Annotated in this window: 17 protein-coding genes and 1 pseudogene; 10 read left to right on the forward strand and 8 right to left on the reverse strand. The window is 61.1% G+C overall.

Features of this window, described 5'->3' with window-relative positions; translation table 11 throughout:
* Positions 1-7 precede the first annotated feature (7 nt).
* Entirely contained in the window at positions 8-181 is a 174-nt protein-coding gene (locus ABD837_RS22835; RefSeq protein ID WP_345059231.1) for a hypothetical protein, read from the forward strand.
* Between the two features lie 238 nt (positions 182-419).
* Here ABD837_RS22835 and ABD837_RS22840 read toward each other — a convergent pair whose 3' ends face one another.
* From ABD837_RS22840 to ABD837_RS22850, 3 genes are all read right to left on the reverse strand, one after another.
* A complete protein-coding gene (locus ABD837_RS22840; protein WP_345059233.1) occupies positions 420-719 on the reverse strand; it encodes a hypothetical protein in 300 nt (99 codons plus the stop codon).
* Between the two features lie 244 nt (positions 720-963).
* Entirely contained in the window at positions 964-1725 is a 762-nt protein-coding gene (locus ABD837_RS22845; RefSeq protein WP_345059235.1) for an SDR family NAD(P)-dependent oxidoreductase, read from the reverse strand.
* A 210-nt stretch (positions 1726-1935) separates the two neighbouring features.
* Positions 1936-2352, reverse strand: a complete 417-nt coding sequence (locus ABD837_RS22850; RefSeq protein WP_345059236.1) for a helix-turn-helix domain-containing protein — start codon at positions 2350-2352, stop codon at positions 1936-1938.
* Between the two features lie 125 nt (positions 2353-2477).
* Between ABD837_RS22850 and ABD837_RS22855 the strand changes: the two genes are divergently transcribed.
* The 3 genes and pseudogenes from ABD837_RS22855 to ABD837_RS25085 form a co-directional block, all read left to right on the forward strand.
* Complete coding sequence (locus ABD837_RS22855; RefSeq protein WP_345059238.1) at positions 2478-2951, forward strand: hypothetical protein; 474 nt, start codon at positions 2478-2480, stop codon at positions 2949-2951.
* Positions 2952-3116: 165 nt separating this feature from the next.
* Positions 3117-3662, forward strand: coding sequence for a hypothetical protein (locus ABD837_RS22860; protein ID WP_345059239.1), 546 nt, complete (start codon positions 3117-3119; stop codon positions 3660-3662).
* Between the two features lie 7 nt (positions 3663-3669).
* Positions 3670-3891, forward strand: a pseudogene (locus ABD837_RS25085) (VOC family protein); the annotation flags it as partial.
* Positions 3892-4145: 254 nt separating this feature from the next.
* Here the strand turns inward: ABD837_RS25085 and ABD837_RS22870 are convergent.
* The 5 genes from ABD837_RS22870 to ABD837_RS22890 form a co-directional block, all read right to left on the reverse strand.
* Positions 4146-5117, reverse strand: a complete 972-nt coding sequence (locus ABD837_RS22870; protein ID WP_345059243.1) for a deoxyhypusine synthase family protein — start codon at positions 5115-5117, stop codon at positions 4146-4148.
* A 155-nt stretch (positions 5118-5272) separates the two neighbouring features.
* Positions 5273-5815: an ATP-dependent protease subunit HslV gene (gene hslV, locus ABD837_RS22875; RefSeq protein WP_345059245.1), complete on the reverse strand. Its 543-nt coding sequence runs from the start codon at positions 5813-5815 to the stop codon at positions 5273-5275.
* Between the two features lie 190 nt (positions 5816-6005).
* Positions 6006-8579 carry a TonB-dependent receptor gene (locus ABD837_RS22880; RefSeq protein WP_345059246.1) on the reverse strand — a complete coding sequence of 858 codons (2574 nt, stop codon included), beginning with the start codon at positions 8577-8579 and terminating at the stop codon, positions 6006-6008.
* A 149-nt stretch (positions 8580-8728) separates the two neighbouring features.
* A complete protein-coding gene (locus ABD837_RS22885) occupies positions 8729-10504 on the reverse strand; it encodes a pyruvate dehydrogenase complex dihydrolipoamide acetyltransferase (protein ID WP_345059247.1) in 1776 nt (591 codons plus the stop codon).
* Positions 10505-10754: 250 nt separating this feature from the next.
* Positions 10755-11375 carry a histidine phosphatase family protein gene (locus ABD837_RS22890; RefSeq protein ID WP_345059248.1) on the reverse strand — a complete coding sequence of 207 codons (621 nt, stop codon included), beginning with the start codon at positions 11373-11375 and terminating at the stop codon, positions 10755-10757.
* Positions 11376-11555: 180 nt separating this feature from the next.
* On the opposite strand from ABD837_RS22890, the gene ABD837_RS22895 reads away from it, so the two are divergent.
* The 6 genes from ABD837_RS22895 (at position 11556) to ABD837_RS22920 (ending at position 17555) form a co-directional block, all read left to right on the forward strand.
* Positions 11556-11999, forward strand: coding sequence for a hotdog fold thioesterase (locus tag ABD837_RS22895; protein WP_345059416.1), 444 nt, complete (start codon positions 11556-11558; stop codon positions 11997-11999).
* Positions 12000-13244, forward strand: a complete 1245-nt coding sequence (locus ABD837_RS22900) for a chorismate-binding protein (RefSeq protein ID WP_345059250.1) — start codon at positions 12000-12002, stop codon at positions 13242-13244.
* 73 nt (positions 13245-13317) lie between these two features.
* Positions 13318-15084 carry a 2-succinyl-5-enolpyruvyl-6-hydroxy-3-cyclohexene-1-carboxylic-acid synthase gene (gene menD / locus ABD837_RS22905; protein ID WP_345059251.1) on the forward strand — a complete coding sequence of 589 codons (1767 nt, stop codon included), beginning with the start codon at positions 13318-13320 and terminating at the stop codon, positions 15082-15084.
* Positions 15085-15197: 113 nt separating this feature from the next.
* A complete protein-coding gene (gene menB / locus ABD837_RS22910; RefSeq protein ID WP_345059253.1) occupies positions 15198-16022 on the forward strand; it encodes a 1,4-dihydroxy-2-naphthoyl-CoA synthase in 825 nt (274 codons plus the stop codon).
* A 189-nt stretch (positions 16023-16211) separates the two neighbouring features.
* A complete protein-coding gene (locus ABD837_RS22915; RefSeq protein ID WP_345059255.1) occupies positions 16212-16787 on the forward strand; it encodes a Crp/Fnr family transcriptional regulator in 576 nt (191 codons plus the stop codon).
* Between the two features lie 60 nt (positions 16788-16847).
* Positions 16848-17555 (forward strand): MBL fold metallo-hydrolase, encoded by a 708-nt coding sequence (locus ABD837_RS22920; RefSeq protein WP_345059257.1) that lies wholly within the window; start codon positions 16848-16850, stop codon positions 17553-17555.
* The last annotated feature ends 24 nt before the right edge of the window (positions 17556-17579 follow it).

Genomic DNA, 17579 nt, shown 5'->3' on the forward strand with positions numbered 1-17579 from the left:
CTCGCTCGTGACCACCGCGCCGAAACGTACTTATTCTGTTGAAGACTTCTCGGAGCTCATCAGCGCGCGCCTGCAACGTCTCGAAAGCACCCAGGAAGCGCGCCAACGCTACGGCGGCCTGCTCGCCGTATTGCGCCAACAAGTCGATTCGTATCGGAAAAGCCGACCGGCCGGCAAATAGCCCTTACTACTGAAATCACATCAAAAAGCCTTCCTGCTACGTAGCAGGAAGGCTTTTTCGTTTCACAATGCGACCCTAAGTAGTCGAGCAAAAGTAATTCGGCATCGGCCCGGTCCGACCGCCCTAGGCGGTCTGACCGGTTGAAGCACCTCCGGTTTTGCGCTGACGACAACCGGTCGGACCGCCTAGGGCGGTCGGACCGGGCCGGACGATGACCTGATTACTTCTGCTCGATTACTTAATCCTCACGAGGCTTAGTCGCCACTTTGCACTGTTTGACCAGTAAAGCATGAACTTTCGCTGCTGTGCTCTGGATGCTTTCTACCGAGCTTAGTAGCCTTATGTATTTTTTGGTAGAGTCAGCCATTATCACTTCTGCCAGCGAACGGGAGATGCAATCGCGCATTATTGAGTCCGTTACACCCTTCTCCTTGTCGAGACATTCACAACTCTTGGCAGCTATTTTCTCTTCCAGAGATTGGGCGGCGGCGGAGTGAAAACCAAACGCAAGAAACGCGGCTATTGGAAAGTATTTCATGGTAGGTAGTTGAGGCACTAGAGCGGTTTCGGAGTCAGTGGATGTAGGGGCGGGGTCGTACCCGGTAGGGCTTGCCCCCGCCCGGACGTTGACGCCCGTTGACCGGTTCCGTTCAACGACGGGCGGGGGCAAGCCCCGCCCCTACGTCGTTCAACCTGTACACTGACCACGAAACCGCTCTAATCTACGCGCTAAAAAGTTGCATTGGCAACCAACAGAAAGGCTTCTTGTGCCCGCGCAACTACTAGATAAACATGCCGCCTGAAGCTTCCAGGCGCTGGGCATTCACCCAGCGGGCTTCGTCGGTGCAGAGGAAAGCCACCACGCCGCCAATGTCGTCGGGCTGGCCCACGCGCCCCAGGGCCGTTTGCGCGGCAAGGAAATCGTTGACCTGCTTGTTATCACGCACGTGGCCGCCACCGAAATCGGTTTCAATCGCGCCCGGGGCCACCGTATTCACCGCAATGCCGCGCGCACCCAGTTCCTTGGCCTGGTAGCGGGTCAGTACCTCAATGGCGCCTTTCATGCTGGCGTAGGCCGACGAGCCCGGGTTGGCAAACCGCGCCAGCCCCGACGAGATGTTGATGATGCGCCCGCCGTCGCGGAGCAGCGGCAGGGCCTGCTGCGTCAGGAAAAAGGGCCCCTTCAGGTGAATGTTCAGCATGTCATCGAACTGCGCCTCGGTGGTATCGGCAAACAGCGCGTAGAGCGCCGTGCCGGCGTTGTTAATCAGGAAGTCGAATTTATCGGTGCCGAAGCTGTCCGTCAGTGCGGCAACAACCTGCGCGTAGAATGCCGGGAAGCTGGCCACGTTGGCGGCGTCAAGCTGCAAAGCCACGGCCTTGCGGCCCAGGGCAGCAATTTCGGCGACCACCGCGTTGGCTTCAGCCTGCTGGCTGTGGTAAGTCAGGATAACGTCGATGCCTTTGTTGGCCAGGCTCAGGGCCATGTTTTTGCCCAGGCCACGGCTGCCGCCAGTTACGAGGGCTATTTTGGAGGTGCTCATCAGGGCTATTGGTTGGGGGTGAATGATGAGGCAAAGTTCCGGCCCCCGGCCGCCGGGTTTGTGGTGAGTAGTTCAGTTTAAATGGTGACTGTTTCCGTTTCAACGCCGCCCCGCGCTATTTGTCATCCTGAGTGTAGCGAAGGACCTTGTCACCGAAGAACTGCTTGCAGTAATTCGATTGGCGCAGACGCGATAAGGTCCTTCGCAAGCTCAGGATGACAGAAGAACTGCTTCGCGCTCGCGCTGAGCGGCCCACACCTGTTCGCGGTATTGCTTGGGCGTGCAGCCCTGAAAGCGCTTGAAAAACTTGGTGAAGTTAGAAGGGTCGTAGGTGAGGTTGGCGGCGATGTCGGCCACCGAGCGGCGCGGGTCGGCCAGCAACTCCCGCGACACATCCATGATGCGCGCCTCGAAAAAGTAGCACGGCGAATGGCCCGTGGCCAGCCTAATGGTGTTGCTCAGGTGCGTGGGGTGGATGCAGAGCACCCCGGCCAGGTCGCGCACTTCGAACATCTCGGTGGCCCGCCCGGCCACGATGTCGGCCAGGTGCCGGTCCACTTCCCGCCGGAAATCGGCGGTGATTTCGTGCTGGCGGGCCAGGATTTTTTTGGGGATGGGCGTGGGCATGGGGGATTTTTACTTCTGTAATTTGTGATGATTTAAATCCTATCAACACTTGTAACCTGCCCAAATCTGGGCAGCACAACCTAATCAGGCTCTTTGGTTTACAGTGCCATTACACTTCACAGACGATGAGCCACAACATCAATTCCTTTTCCAAACTGAACGAGAAGATTAAGGCTATCAACGGCATCCCTTGTGTGTTAGAGGCACTGTGGGATGGTGATACCAGTGGCTGGTATCTGTACCTCAACCTCTATTACAAACGCCGCACTTGGTGGTTTAAAGAAATCTTTCAGCCGCACCTGAGCAAAAAAGCCCTGGGCACTATTAGCCTCGGCGGAGACATCAGACTCTTCAGTGGTCAGGTGCCTCCTTGGCCAGAAGCTGAATTAGCAAAAGAGATAGGGAAACTGGCCAGCGAAAAATATGGCCTGACATTTTATATGCCATCAGAAGAGCCCGACGATGATTGCCCCTCTTGGGACCAGCAGCACCTTGCCATTGCTTGTGGTAAATGTGGCAAGCTCATCATTCCTACGGACAGCGCCCATCTACCAAAGGATACTTGTTATGGCTGCTATCTGAAGCAGAAGTCATCCTAAGCGCCAACCCCGGCCTTACAAACCCCAGGGAGGCAGGAATTGGCACCCAAAGGCAAACTTACTGGCAATGCGAAAGCTGGCCCGGCGGCCCTAAACAGTTTTGAGGTAAACATTTTCAACTTGTTTACCTCAAAACTGTTTAGCTTTGGCTTTTCACATTTGCCCATGGACACCCTTCCCCTCCGCACCCAGTTTGGACTGACCCAGGAAATGATGGCCGAGTGGCTGGGTGTGGCCCGGTCGAGTCTGGCCCTGACCGAGCGGGGCTATCAGTCGACCACGGCGGGCACGGGCGAGCAGACCCTGCGCCTGCAATTGGCCGCGCAGGGCCTCGTGTACGATGGGGCGGGCGGCAGTTTTTCGGCCCCGGCGGCCCCGCCCGAGCCGCTGCCCGATGCCGGGGAGCTGGGCTACCGCCTGCGCCAGTGCCGGGCCCAGGCGCAAGGCATTGCGCTGAAGCTGGAAGTGCTGCGCCGCCGGACGGCTCCGCACGAGGCCCGGTGGGCGGCGGCCCCGGCCCTGCGCGCGTACCCCGGCCCCGTGGCCGACCCCGAGCAGGAAGCCAACTGGCTCACGGTTTTTGAGCTCGAAGCCAAGCACCAGCTGCGCAAAGCCGCCACCGAACGGCAGCTGCTCGAAGCCCGCCTTGCCGGCCTGGAGCGCGAAGCCGAACTGCTGGCCAACATGCTGGCCCCACCGCCTATCCCCTAGTCCCGCCTTGGTTCTGAACCATCTCAACTTAGCCGTCAGCGACGTACCGCAACCCCAGGCCTTTTTCGAAACTTATTTTGGACTGCAAGCCATCACCAAGTCTAACCCAACCCTCGTCGTCCTGCGCGACGAGGCCGGCCTGGTGCTCACGCCAAGCAATTTCGACCGCGCCCCGGAAGTAGTGTACCCCGAGCACTTCCACCTCGGCTTCATTCAGGAAAGCCCGGCGAAAGTCGACGAACTGCACCAGCGCCTAACCGCCGACGGCATTGTAGTGGACCCGTTCCGCAAACTCCACGGCTCCTGGACGTTTTACCGGCGAGCCCCCGGGGGCAGATTGAGGTGCTGGCCAACGTGTAGCATATCAAAAGAAGAGCCGGCCGCTGATGTAGCGACCGGCTCTTTTGGTGTAGTTCGCGTCCCGGAACGAGTTGGCGGCGCGCGGACGCGAACTAAAAGTTCGCGCTACCACGCGCTTCTGCTTTATTGTCCCAGCACGATGGCAAACACCAGCGGCGCCACAATGGTAGCGTCCGACTCGATGATGAATTTCGGGGTTTTCTCGCCCAGCTTGCCCCAGGTGATTTTCTCGTTGGGCACGGCGCCGGAGTAGCTGCCGTAGCTGGTGGTGGAGTCCGAAATTTGGCAGAAGTAGCCCCACAGCGGCACGCTGGTACGGCCCAGGTCCTGGTGCAGCATGGGCACCACGCAAATGGGGAAGTCGCCGGCAATGCCGCCGCCGATTTGGAAGAAGCCGACCGTGCTGTCGTCGGTTGCCTGGGCGGTGTACCAGTCGGCCAGGTACATCATGTACTGGATGCCGGTGCGCATGGTGTGCACGTTCTTGATGTCGCCGGTCATCACGTGGCCGGCGTAGATGTTGCCGAGGGTCGAATCTTCCCAACCGGGGCAGATGATGGGCAGGTTTTTCTCGGCCGCGGCCAGCATCCAGGAGTTCTTGGGGTCAATCTGGTAGTACTGCTCCAGCTCGCCGCTCAGCAGAATCTGGTAGAAGAATTCGTGCGGGAAGTAGCTCTCGCCGGCGCTGTCGGCCTTCTCCCAGAACTTCAGCACCGAGTGCTCGAGGCGGCGCATGGCCTCCTCTTCGGGGATGCAGGTATCGGTGACGCGGTTCATGTGGCGGGCCAGCAGGGCCTGCTCGTCGGCGGCGGTGAGGTCGCGGTAATTCGGCACCCGCTCGTAGAAATCGTGGGCTACGAGGTTGAAGATGTCCTCTTCGAGGTTGGCACCGGTACAACTGATAATCTGCACCTTGTCCTGGCGAATGAGCTCGGCCAGCTGGATGCCCATTTCGGCGGTGCTCATGGCGCCGGCCAGGGTTATCATCATCTTGCCGCCATCGGCGAGGTGCTTGTTGTAGCCATCGGCCGCGTCGATGAGGGCAGCCGCGTTGAAGTGGCGGAAGTGGTGGCGGAGGAAATTGGTTACTTGCATTGCTTGAGGAATTATTGTCTGAATTAGGTGAACGTCATGCTGAGCGCAGTCGAAGCATCTCTACTGCTGAAGTAATCAATACGGTTACAACGAAGCGGTAAAGATGCTTCGGCTGCGCTCAGCATGACCGTTCTTATTATCTGATGATTGGTCGCTTACGACGGCGACTCAATCATCAAATTATGATTGGTGTAGATGCAGATGTCGGCCGCGATGTGCAGGCCCTCTTCCACCATTTGCCGAGCAGTGAGGTGCGGCGCGTGCTTCTTCAGGGCCAGCGCGGCGGCTTGGGCGTACATCGCCCCGCTGCCGATGGCGGCCACGTCGGAGTCCGGCTCCAATACGTCGCCGGTGCCGCTGAGGATGAGCAGTTCGTCCTTGTCGGCCACCACCATCATGGCTTCGAGTTTGCGCAGGTACTGGTCTTTGCGCCAGTCTTTGGCCAGCTCGATGGCGGCGCGCTTCAGGTTGCCGCCGTAGCTGGTGAGCTTCTCCTCGAAGCGGTCGAGCAGCATAAAGGCGTCGGCGGTGGAGCCGGCAAAACCGGTCACGACCTTGCCGTCGAGCAGCTTGCGGATTTTGCGGACGTTGTTCTTGGCCACGTGCTTGTCCATGGTGGCCTGCCCGTCGGCCCCAACGGCGATTTCGCCGTTGTGCCGGATGCCGAGCACGGTAGTAGAGCGGATTTTTGCTTGCATAAGGGCGCAAAAATACGACGGTGGTGCCCGTCCGGGGCATAGAAGGTTTTAAAACCAAAAAAGAACGTCATGCTGAGCGCAGTCGAAGCATCTCTACCGCAGAAAGTAAATAATTACTCGTGCGGTAGAGATGCTTCGACTGCGCTCAGCATGACGTTCTTTCAGTCAATGCCATATTCTTTTCAACCTACTACTTGCTCACGCGAAACTGCAGCTTGGCAAAAAGGTAGCGGCCGTTGGCGCCCATCTGCACGGGGTCCCAGGCGCCGCCGGTTTCGGTGCGCTGCGGGTCGAACAGCGTGGGGTACAGGTTGAACAGGTTGGAGCTGCCCACGGCCAGCTGCAGGTGCGGCGTGAGGGCGTAGCTCACCGTGAGGTCGGTGGTGATGCGGGCGGCGTAGTCCATCGGGGCGTTGTCGTAATCGAGCAGCTTCACCTTGTCGAAACGCACGAAGCGCAGCAAAGTGCCCCAGCGGCCCACTTGGTAGTCGAAGGTGAGGTTGATTTTGGACGGCGGCGCCGAAGCCTTCACAAACGCCTGCTCGCGCGGACCGAAGAAGTCGTCCTCGCGCCCGGCCAGCACCCCCGAGGTCCGCACCTGCTCGATGCGCAGGTCGTTGAAGTTGGCGGCCAGCGTCGAGCTGAGGCGGCCGGTGCCCACCGTGGCCGCGTGGTTCAGCACCACGTCGAGGCCCAGGGAGCGGGTGTCGGTGGCATTGGCAAAAAACTGGGCGCGTCCCACGCCCAGTGCTTCCAGGTCGGCCCCAATGATGGGGTCGAGCATGTTGTTGTCGTCCCGGGCACTGAAGGCCGAGGTAAGCACCACCCGGTCGTTCACTTTGATGTAGTAGCCGTCCACGGTCAGGCTCAGGGCCGAGCCCAGCCGGCTGGTAAAGCCGACGTTGGCGCTGGTGGAGGTTTCCTGCTTCAGCTTCGGAATGCCCAGCTTCTGGGTCACGGCGCTGTTGTTGCGGGCCAGCAGCACCTCCACCGGGTCGCCGTTGATGAAGTTGGTGAACGTGGAGTTGAAGTTCACCTGGGCCAGCGACGGCGCCCGGAAGCCGGTGCTGAACGTGCCGCGCAGCGTCAGAAACTCCGTCACGTTGTAGCGCGTCGAGGCCTTGTAGTTCACCGTGCTGCCGAAGTCGCTGTAGTTCTCGAAGCGCACCGCACCGGCCAGCAGCCACTGCCGCGTCAGGCTCAGCTCGGCATCAACGTAGGCCCCCAGGTTGTCGCGCTGGGCCTTGATGGCGTCGCTGGGCTGAAAACCCGGAAATCCCTGCGAGCCGCCCGTCGAGGTGGGGTTGTAATTGCGGTACGACTTTTCCTCGCCGGCAAACAGGCGGTACCACTCGCGGCGGCCTTCTACGCCCGCCGCCACGTTGAGGCCCTGGAGCACGGTTTTGTAGTTGCGCGTCAACCCCAGGCTCACCACGTCCTGCTGCAGCTGGAACCCGCCCGCGTTGAAAGCCGTGGGCGAGCCGGCCCCCAGCGAGGCGTTCAGCGTGTTGCGCAGCCCGTACTCGAAGCGGTTCGAGCCGAAGTTGTTGCTCACGTCCAGCTCCCATTCGCCCAGCTTGGTGCGCACGCCCGCCACCGCCGACGCGTCCACGATGTCACTGGTGATGATGGGGTCGAAGCCGTTCGGGTAGATGGCCGGCACGTTGCGGTCGTCGTCGGCAAAGCGGGTCCAGGCGTACGCATCGCCCTTGCGCTTGTTCAGGCCGCCAAACACGTACACGTGAGCCTTGTCGCTGAGAGCAAACTTGGAATTGAGGTACAGCGAGGCGTTGGAAACCTTCGGGTCGCCGTACTCGCGGCGGGCCAGGCCGTTGGGCGAGGGCACGTTGGCGCGCTGGGTGTGCTGGCGCTGGTTGAAATCGAGCGTGGCGTTGATGAAGCTGCCTTTTTCGCCCAACCCCACGCCGTAGTTCACGTTGGCGTTGAAGTTGCCGCCGTCAAAATCCTGGTCGTCGCGGCGGTACTTGGCCGTGTACGCACCGTAGTTGGCACTGGCCGTCAGCTCGTTCACCGACGTTTTCAGCACGATGTTAATCACGCCGGCAATGGCGTCGGAGCCGTACTGGGCCGCCGCGCCGTCGCGCAGAATCTCAATCCGCTCAATGGCCGCCGCCGGAATCACGTTCAGGTCGGTGCCGGTGTTGCCGCGCCCACGCGAGCCGAACAGGTTCACCAGCGAGGACTGGTGCTGGCGCTTGCCGTTCACGAGCACCAGGGTTTGGTCGGGACCAAGGCCCCGCAGGCTGGCCGGGTCCACGTGGTCGGCCCCGTCGGAACCGGTCTGGCGGTTCGAGTTGAACGAGGGCGCCACGAACTGCAACAGCTGGTTTACATCGAGTTGGCCGGTTTTGGCCGTCACGCTCCGGATGTCGATGATATCGACCGGCGAGGGCGAGTCCGTTACCGAGCGGTTCTGGCTGCGCGAGCCCACCACTTGCACCGCGTCGAGGCTGGTGCTGCTTTCGGCCAGCATCACGGTGAGGTCGCTGCTGCCGGCCACTTCCTGGGTGGTGTAGCCCAGCGAGCTGACAATCAATTGCGGCGTGGCCGTGCGGGCCCGCAGCGTGAAGCGGCCGTTGGCATCGGTAGCGGTGCCGTTATTGGTGCCTTTTTCGATAACGGTGGCCCCGATGACGGGCCGGCCGGCGGCATCTTTAATCTGGCCGGTAAGCGTGGTGGCCGCCTGGCCCCAGGCAGAGGTTGTGGCCAGACACACAATGGGTAATAGGTGTTTTGTTTTCATGCAAAAACTAGCAGGTGGAAAGAATTGCCAACATATGCTTCAATACAATAATATTGAAACAATATATTTAGACCCCTGCAAGCTAGTGAATGGCGCACAAAAAAAACCAGCCCGGTGGGGCTGGTTTTTTAAATTAATGGTTATTCAACTCAAATCATCAGGCGCATGGGGTCTTCGAGCAAGCTTTTCAGCGTTTGCAGGAAGGCAGCGCCGGTGGCACCGTCCACCACGCGGTGGTCGCAGCTCAGCGTCACTTTCATGATGTTGCCGATGGCCAGCGCGCCGTCTTTCACAATGGCGGTTTGCTTGATGCCGCCCACGGCCAGGATGCAGGCATCGGGCGGGTTGATGATGGCCGTGAACTCGTCGATGCCGAACATGCCCAGGTTCGAAATGGTGAAGGTGCTCCCCTCCCACTCGGCCGGCTGCAGCTTCTTGGTTTTGGCTTTGCCGGCCAGCTCCTTCACCTCGTTGGCGATGGTGGCGAGGCCTTTCTGGTCGGCGTTGCGCACCACGGGCACGAGCAACCCTTCGTCCACGGCCACGGCCACGCCGATGTTGATGACCTTGTTCTGACGGATACGGTCGCCGAGCCACGAGGAGTTCACGGCCGGGTGCGAGCGCAGCGCAATGGCCGCCGACTTCAGCACGAGGTCGTTGAAGCTCAGTTTCACCGGCGACAGCTCGTTGAGTTTCACGCGGGCTTCGATGGCCTTGTCCATGTTGATTTCCATCGTGAGATAGAAATGTGGAGCCGTGAACAGGCTTTCCGACAGGCGCTTGGCAATCACCTTGCGCATCTGCGACACGGGTGTGTCGGTGTAGGTATCGGTCGAGGCGGGGGCGCTGGCAGCGGGAGTTGCTGGAGCGGCTGGTGCAGCCGCCTGCGGAGCAGCAACTGGAGCCGAGGCAGCAGGAGCAGCTTGCGGGGCAGGAGTAGCCGCCGGAGCTGCTGCGCCGGGCTGGAAGTTCTCCACGTCGCGCTGCACAATGCGGCCATTGTCGCCGCTGCCCACTACCTGGGCCAGGTTGATGCCTTTTTCCTTGGCAATGCTCTTGGCGAGCGGCGAGGCCAGGATGCGGCCATTGCTGGCGGGCGCAGCCGTGGCCGAGGCGGCAGGAGCAGCAGCAGGCGCTTCAGCAGCGGGAGTTGCGGCGGGCGCCGCTTCGGCCGGAGCCGGGGCAGCCGGTGTAGCGGCCGGGGCCGGGGCCGGAGCACCGCCACCACCAAGGAGGGCCTGAATGTCGGCTCCTTCTTCGCCGATGATGGCCAGAATGCCATCGACGGCTACGGCTTCGCCGGCTTTGGGACCGGTGTAGAGCAGCGTGCCATCTTCGTAATTTTCCAGCTCCATGGTGGCCTTATCGGTTTCCACTTCGGCCAGAATATCCCCCGATTTCACCTTGTCGCCCACGCTTTTCAGCCAGGCGGCAATGGTGCCTTCGGTCATCGTGTCGCTCATTTTGGGCATGCGCACCACGGTGGCTTTTTTGCCGTTGGCGGGCGCGGCCGGAGCAGCGGGGGCTGCGGCAACGGGGGCCGGAGCCGGGGCCGCTTTCGGCGCTTCCGCTACCGGAGCAGTAGGAGCCGGAGTTGGTGCGGGCGCAGCAGCTGGCGCTGGCGCCGCGGCCGGAGCCGTAGCAGCACCACCGCTCTGCCCGTTCAGCAGGCCGGAAATGTCTTCGCCCTCTTTGCCCACAATGGCCAGGATGCCATCAACCGGCACCGAGTCCTTCTCTTTCGGCCCGATGTAAAGCAGGGTGCCGTCTTCGTAATTCTCCAGCTCCATGGTGGCCTTGTCGGTTTCCACTTCGGCCAGAATATCGCCGGATTTAACTTTATCACCCACTTTCTTGAGCCAGGCCGCGATGGTCCCTTCGGTCATCGTGTCGCTCATTTTGGGCATTTTTATGATTTCGGCCATCGGATTATCGCGTCTTGGATTGAGGAGGCCAAAATTAGCCCGAAAAGTTTGGGAGGCAAGGTTGCTGGCGGGAGAATAATGCAGCCCGCTTATTACTATCAGAACGTCATGCAGAGCGCAGCGAAGCATCTTGCTTGCTGCCACTAATCCTAATCAATTGAATTGCGTTGTGCACGCGAGATGCTTGGCTACGCCGACCTTCGGTTCGCTGCGCTCTGCATGACGTTCTCACTACTCAACGCACTCTCCCCTACCCTGCCGTCTGCAAATGCGCCACATCTAGGAAATTCTTCACCGTGAACATGCTGCCGGTGTACTCCACTTTATACAGGCATAGGTTGCTGTGCTCGAAGCCTTCCATGCAGCTGAGCGGGTAGTTGAGCAGCTGGCAGAGCAGCACGCGCAGGGCCCGGCCGTGCAGGCACACCAGCACGGTACGCTCGTCGTCGCGAGCCTTCAGCAGCTCAATGAAGGGACGCTGCCGGGCGGCAACTTCCTCGGGGCTTTCGCCACCGGTGAGGCGGGCGTGGGTGTCGCCGGCCGCCCAGCCGGCCAGCACGCGGCGGTATTCCTCGTCCTCCTCCATCGTGATGCGGGTGCCCTCGCGCACGCCCCAGCTTATTTCGTTGAGGCCGGAATGGGCTTCGTGGGGCAGGCCCAGGTCGAGGAACTGCTGCACCGACTCGTGGGTGCGGCGCAGGGCCGACGTATAAACTTTGTCGAAGGGAATGTGGCTGTAGGCCGCAAAAAACTGCGCGGCCTGCTGCCGCCCGGTATCGTTCAGGCTCGAATCGACGCCGCTGCCCTGCACGATGCCGCGCACGTTGAAATCGGTCTGGCCGTGGCGCAGGAGAAAGATGGTCCGGGGCATGACGTTGCGTGGTAGTTTTGCGTAACCCTTGCGTCAACAATACTTCAAAGTACGGGTTTGGCTTTTAGTTGTTCGCCGTTCGTTGCCGGTTGTTAGCTCAACCGTGTCAGCCGCCGTCAGCTTTCTGAGAACAACCACTTGACAACGAATTCCCAGCAACTGACAACTAACACCCACCGCATGACCTCGCTGGAACAAGTGCACAGCTGGACGACCTCGCGTCCGACCCTCTCGAATGCCCTGGGCATTGAAATTACCGCTATTACCGACGAATACGTGGAGGGCCGCATGCCGGTCGACGGCCGGACCCACCAGCCCATGGGCCTGCTGCACGGCGGGGCTTCGGTAGCACTGGCCGAAACGCTGGGGAGCGTGGCCGCCTATTTCCGCCTGCCCGACCGCACCAAGCAGACGGCGGTGGGCCTCGAAATCAACGCCAACCACCTCAAAGGCGTGCGCGATGGCTGGGTGAAGGGCCGAGCCATGCCGGTGCACATCGGCCGCAGCACGCAGGTGTGGGAAATCCGCATCACCCACGAGGAGAGCGGCGCGCTGGTGTGCATCAGCCGCATCACCATGGCCGTGGTCGACCTGCCCGCTGCCAAGCCTCAGCCCGCTCCCTAAATGCCGCTGCCCGATTACCGCCAACTGCCCTGGCCCGCAACGGCCAGCCCCGACGCCACCGCCCGGCTGCGCCATCTGGTGGCGGGCGCGCTGCGTACGGGCCGGCCGCTGGCGCTGTGGCGGGCCCCCGATGCAGCGCACCCGCAGCTGCTGGTGGCCCGCTCGCTCGAAGCCACCTACACCGGTCTGCCCCCGGCCCTGGACGACCGCGCCCCGGCCGGCTTCGCGTTCTTCCCCTTTCGCGACTCCGACCACAACCCGGCTTTGTTCCTGCCCGCCGACGTACGCTACGACCTGGCCCGGCCCGAAGCCGTGGCCGTAGCGCCGGCAGCCCGCGAGCTGGTGCCCAACCTTACGGCCTGGCTGGCCCTGCCCACACCGGCCGAGCTGGCCTGGCACTACAGCACCCAACCGGTGCCCCACACGGCCTCCGAGGCCGAATACCAGGCGCTGGTGCGCACCGGTGTGGCCGCCATCGAGGCCCGGGAGGTGGTGAAAGTGGTGAGCTCCCGCGCCGCGCGCCAACCGTTGCCGCCGGGTTTCGACCCACTGGCCGCGTTTGCCGAGCTGAGCGCGCAGTCCCCGCGCGCGTTTGTGTCGCTGGTGAGCGTGCCGGGCGTGGGCACCTGGCTGGGCGCCTCGCCCGAGGTGCTGGCCGAGGTCACGGCCGATGGGCAGTTTCATACCATGGCGCTGGCTGGCACGCAGCCGCTGGTGCCCAGCACGCGCCCCCAGGAGGCCATCTGGCGGCAAAAGGAGATTGAAGAGCAGGCGCTGGTGGCCCGCTACATCGTGAACTGCTTCAAGCAGCTGCGGCTGCGCGAGTATCTCGAAACCGGCCCGCGCACCGTGGTCGCCGGCCGGCTCCTGCACCTGCGCACCGACTTTGAAGTAGACCTGCACAACATCCCCAACGCGGCCTCGCTGGGCACCGACATGCTGCGGCTGCTACACCCGACTTCGGCGGTAGGCGGCATGCCCAAAACAGCGGCGATGGCTTTTTTGCAGCAGCACGAGGGCTACGACCGTGCCTACTACAGCGGCTTTCTGGGCCCGGTGAACGTAGAAGCGCCCGGCATTGCGCGCCTCTTCGTGAACCTGCGCTGCCTGCAAGTGCGCGCTACCGAGGTCATCCTTTATGCCGGCACCGGCCTCACCATCGACTCGGACCCCGCCCGCGAGTGGCAGGAAACGCAGATGAAGATGCAAACCGTAGGCGCGGTGTTAATGAAGAATGAGGAATGAAAAATGAGGAGTTCTACCTCGTTGCCCCATTTTCAATTCCTCATTCTTCATTCCTCATTCTTTATTAAAATACATGCAGGCCGTTTATAACATTGCTGAAATCTGCGCCCGCCACGGCATTACCGATGTTGTTTTGTCGCCGGGTTCGCGCTCGGCGCCGCTCACGCTGGCCTTCGCCCGCCATCCCGATTTGACCGTGCGCGTGGTGCCCGACGAGCGGGCGGCCGCCTTCATTGGGCTGGGCATTGCGCAGGCACAGCGGCGGGCGGTGGCGTTGGTGTGCACGTCAGGTACGGCAGGGCTGAACTATGCGCCGGCTGTAGCCGAGGCCTTTTTTCAGCACATCCCACTGGTGATTTTCACCGCCGACCGCCCGCCGGAATGGATAGACCAGTTGGATGGACAGACCATCCGCCAGCGCAATTTGTATGGCGCGCACGCCAAGGGCGAATTTGAATTTCCGGTTGATACCGCGCACGCTGATGCCAAGTGGCATTCGGCGCGCATCGTGAACGAGGCCATCAACCTGGCGCAAGCCGCGCCCGCCGGGCCGGTGCAGGTGAACGTGCCGCTGCGCGAGCCATTTTACCCAAAGGCAGGCGAGGTAATTAGGTATGAGAAGGACGTGCGGATTATTCGGGAAATTCCGCTGCCACCATCAAACTTTGTTTTATTTGATTTAGGAATCTATGCAGAATTAAAGCAGGCGAAGCAGATGCTTATAGTGGTTGGTCAACAGCCCGCAAATGCACGTGTCACGGCAGCACTTATCAAGTTCGCGGCAGTATTCGGTGCTCCGGTGGTAAGCGATACTATTGCGAACATCGCCAGTCCAATACCAATTCATGAGGGTTCTGCAGGAGCATACTATCCCGACGCATCCAGCTTGTTGACTTCGGCAGGCCAATTGATGACGCATCAGGACGTATTTCTGGCGGGGATACCGACATCAGCTAAGCAGGAGCTGCGACCTGATTTACTCATTACGTTCGGAAAATCTTTAATTTCTAAGAGTCTGAAGCTATTTCTGCGTGAGGCGGCTCCTGCTCAGCACTGGCACATTCAGGCAACCGGACCAGTCGCGGACACCTTCCGCAGCCTCACCAGAATTATTCGTTGCGAGCCCGAGCAGTTCTTCTCGCGCTGGGCTCCGGCAGAGCTTCCGCCCCGCGAAACACTAGAGCCCTGGCAGCGGGCCGAAGCCAGCGCCACGACATTTCTCAATTCGTTTTTCACTTCGGCAGCGGTATTCAACGAATTTTCGGCTTTTCGTGCGGCGTTGTTGGCACTGCTTTCTAACACTGCCCTGCACCTGGCCAACAGCATGGCCGTGCGCTACGCCAATATCCTTGGCATCTCGCAGGGCCGGCAAATAGAAGTCTTCGCCAACCGGGGCACCAGCGGCATCGACGGCTGCACCAGCACCGCCGTGGGCGCAGCCCTCGCCCAGCCCGCGCGACCGGTGGTATTGCTCACCGGCGACGTGGCGTTTTTCTACGACCGCAACGCCTTCTGGCACAACTACCCCACGCCCAACCTGCGGGTGATGCTGTTCAACAACCACGGCGGCGGCATCTTCCGCATCATCGACGGGCCGCGCCAGCAGCCGGAGCTGGAGGAGTTTTTCGAGACCCGCCAGCAGCTCACGGCCGAGAACACGGCGCGCGATTTCAACTTGCGCTACTTCCCGGTTTCGAGCTTTGCCGAACTTGAAGCCGCACTACCGGTTTTCTTTGCAGCCGAAACCGGCGCGGCCATTCTCGAAGTCTTCACCGACTCAAAGACCAACGCGGCGTTTTTTGAAGAATACCGGGCGGCGGTGAAACAAGCATTTTCATAACCTGTCGTGCTGACGAAGGAAGCATCTTATCACGGCTGCTTTCGTTGGTTTTAGTAACTCTTGCGGCGCGGACGTGACAAGATTCTTCGCTGCGCTCAGAATGATAAAAGTCTATGACCGAACCCATCAGCTGGACCCCGATTAAGGAGTTCAAAGAAATCATCTTCTCGCAGTTTGGCGGCATCGCCAAAATCAGCATCAACCGGCCGCAGGTGCACAACGCCTTCACGCCGCTCACGGTGCAGGAAATGATTGACGCCATGCGCATCTGCCAGGACCGCACCGACATCGGCGTCATCATCCTCACCGGCGAGGGCGGCCGGGCCTTCTGCTCGGGCGGCGACCAGAGCGTGCGCGGCCACGGCGGCTACGTGGGCGAGGACACCGTGCCCCGCCTCAACGTGCTCGAACTCCAGAAAATCATCCGCTCCATTCCCAAGCCGGTGATTGCCATGGTGGCGGGCTGGGCCATTGGCGGCGGCCACGTGCTGCACGTGGTGTGCGACCTGAGCATCGCGGCCGAAAACGCCCGCTTTGGCCAGACCGGCCCGAACGTGGGCTCGTTCGATGGCGGCTTCGGCGCGTCCTACCTCGCCCGCGTGGTGGGCCAGAAAAAAGCCCGCGAAATCTGGTTCCTCTGCGACCAGTACGACGCGCAGGAAGCCCTCGACATGGGCCTGGTAAACAAGGTAGTACCGCTGGATAAGCTGGAAGAAACCACCGTGGCCTGGTGCCACAAGATTTTGCAGAAGAGCCCGCTCGCGCTGCGCATGCTTAAATCCAGCTTCAATGCCGAACTCGACGGGCAGGCGGGCATTCAGGAGCTGGCCGGCAACGCCACGCTGCTGTACTACCTGAGCGACGAGGCTAAGGAAGGCCGCAACGCCTACATGGAGAAGCGCCAGCCCGACTTCTCGAAGTATCCGAAATTCCCGTAATGGCTTCGCCGCTGCCTGTTCCCGAAAAGCCTTGCCTTCCCGGCAGGGCTTTTTGCTGGCCGCACTCCGCAACGGCCGGCCAAGCGGCTGGTTGTGCAGCTAGTGGCTGCCGCCAGGCAAAAAAGCTGGCGTACTTGCAGGCTGGCTTTCCCCTCATTGCTTCCGACTTGCCAAGGAAGCCCGCCCAGCATGAATACCTCCCCGCTACTCCAATTCATTTCGCGCAAGGCTCCGCTCTCGGCCCCGGAAGAAGCGCTGCTGACGCGGCTGTTCAAGCCCGTGCGGCTGGAAAAAAACGCGGTGCTGGAACAGGAAAACCGACCGGCAGGCCAGCTCTACTACATTCACCAGGGCTTTGTGCGAATTAGCAGCAATGAGGATGGCCGCGACATTACCACCCAGCTCATGGGCGGGCCGGGCTTTATCACCTGCTTCACCAGCTTCATGAGTGGCAAGCCGTCGCAGGAAAGCCTGATTGCCATCACCGGGTGCGACGCCTACTCGATTACGAAAGCCGATTACTTGCTCCTGCACCAGCAGAGCCCCAACTGGAAGCACTTCTGCCAGCGCCTCTACGAGCAGGCCATTGCGTTCGGCCTGCAGCGCACGAAAGACATGCTGACCCTGCCGGCTGAAAAGCGCTACCGGAAGCTGCTTACGGCCCAGCCCGAGCTTATCCGCTACGTGCCGCTCCAATACATTGCCTCCTACATCGGCATCAAGCCAGAGTCCTTGAGCCGCATCCGCAAAAAAGTCATTTTCTAACATTTATCAAGTAGGCGGCGCGTGGCCCGGGGGAGCTTTGCATCCTCATATCACCGCGCCATGCACCCAATCATTCAACTCTCGATTCTCCCTCTGGGGATGATAAACTGCTTTCTCATTAAAGGCGATAAAAAGCACATCCTGGTCGATACCGGACTGCCCAACAGTGAAGGAAAAATTCTGAGGCAGCTGGCCGCCCACGGCATCCGCCCGGAAGACATCGGCCTGCTCGTCATCACCCACGGCCACATCGACCACTTCGGCAGCACCTTCCAGCTGAAGCAGGCCCTCAACGTGCCCGTGCTGATTCACGAGCTGGACCGGGCGGCGCTGGAAACCGGGCAAAGCCAGGTTTCGACGCTGAAGCCCAACAGGCAGTGCTGGCACCTTCTCCGGCAACGGCTACTCCACAGCCGCGCCCAGCCCTGCCAGCCCGACATCGTGCTGCAGGGCAGCGAGGCCTTTAGCCTGCGGAAATGGGGAATCCAGGGCCAGGTGCTGCATACCCCCGGCCACACGCCCGGCTCCCTGTCGGTCGTGCTCGACGATGGGCAGGCGATAATAATGGACCTGGCGTCGTCCGGCATCCTGCTCGGGGGCATTGCCTGGCACTCCCACATGAAGCACCCGCCCTTTCACGACAGCTTGCCGCAGGTGAAAGCCAGCCTCGACGCCCTCCTGGCCCTGAACACCCACACCTTTTACCTGGGTCACGGCAACCCCGTGTCGCGCAAATCCCTGCTTTCGTATCGCGACAACCACTTCTAGCCGGGAGTGGCCCCGGCAAGCACG

This window comes from Hymenobacter glaciei (assembly GCF_039539585.1).
Taxonomy (GTDB): Bacteria; Bacteroidota; Bacteroidia; order Cytophagales; family Hymenobacteraceae; genus Hymenobacter; species Hymenobacter glaciei.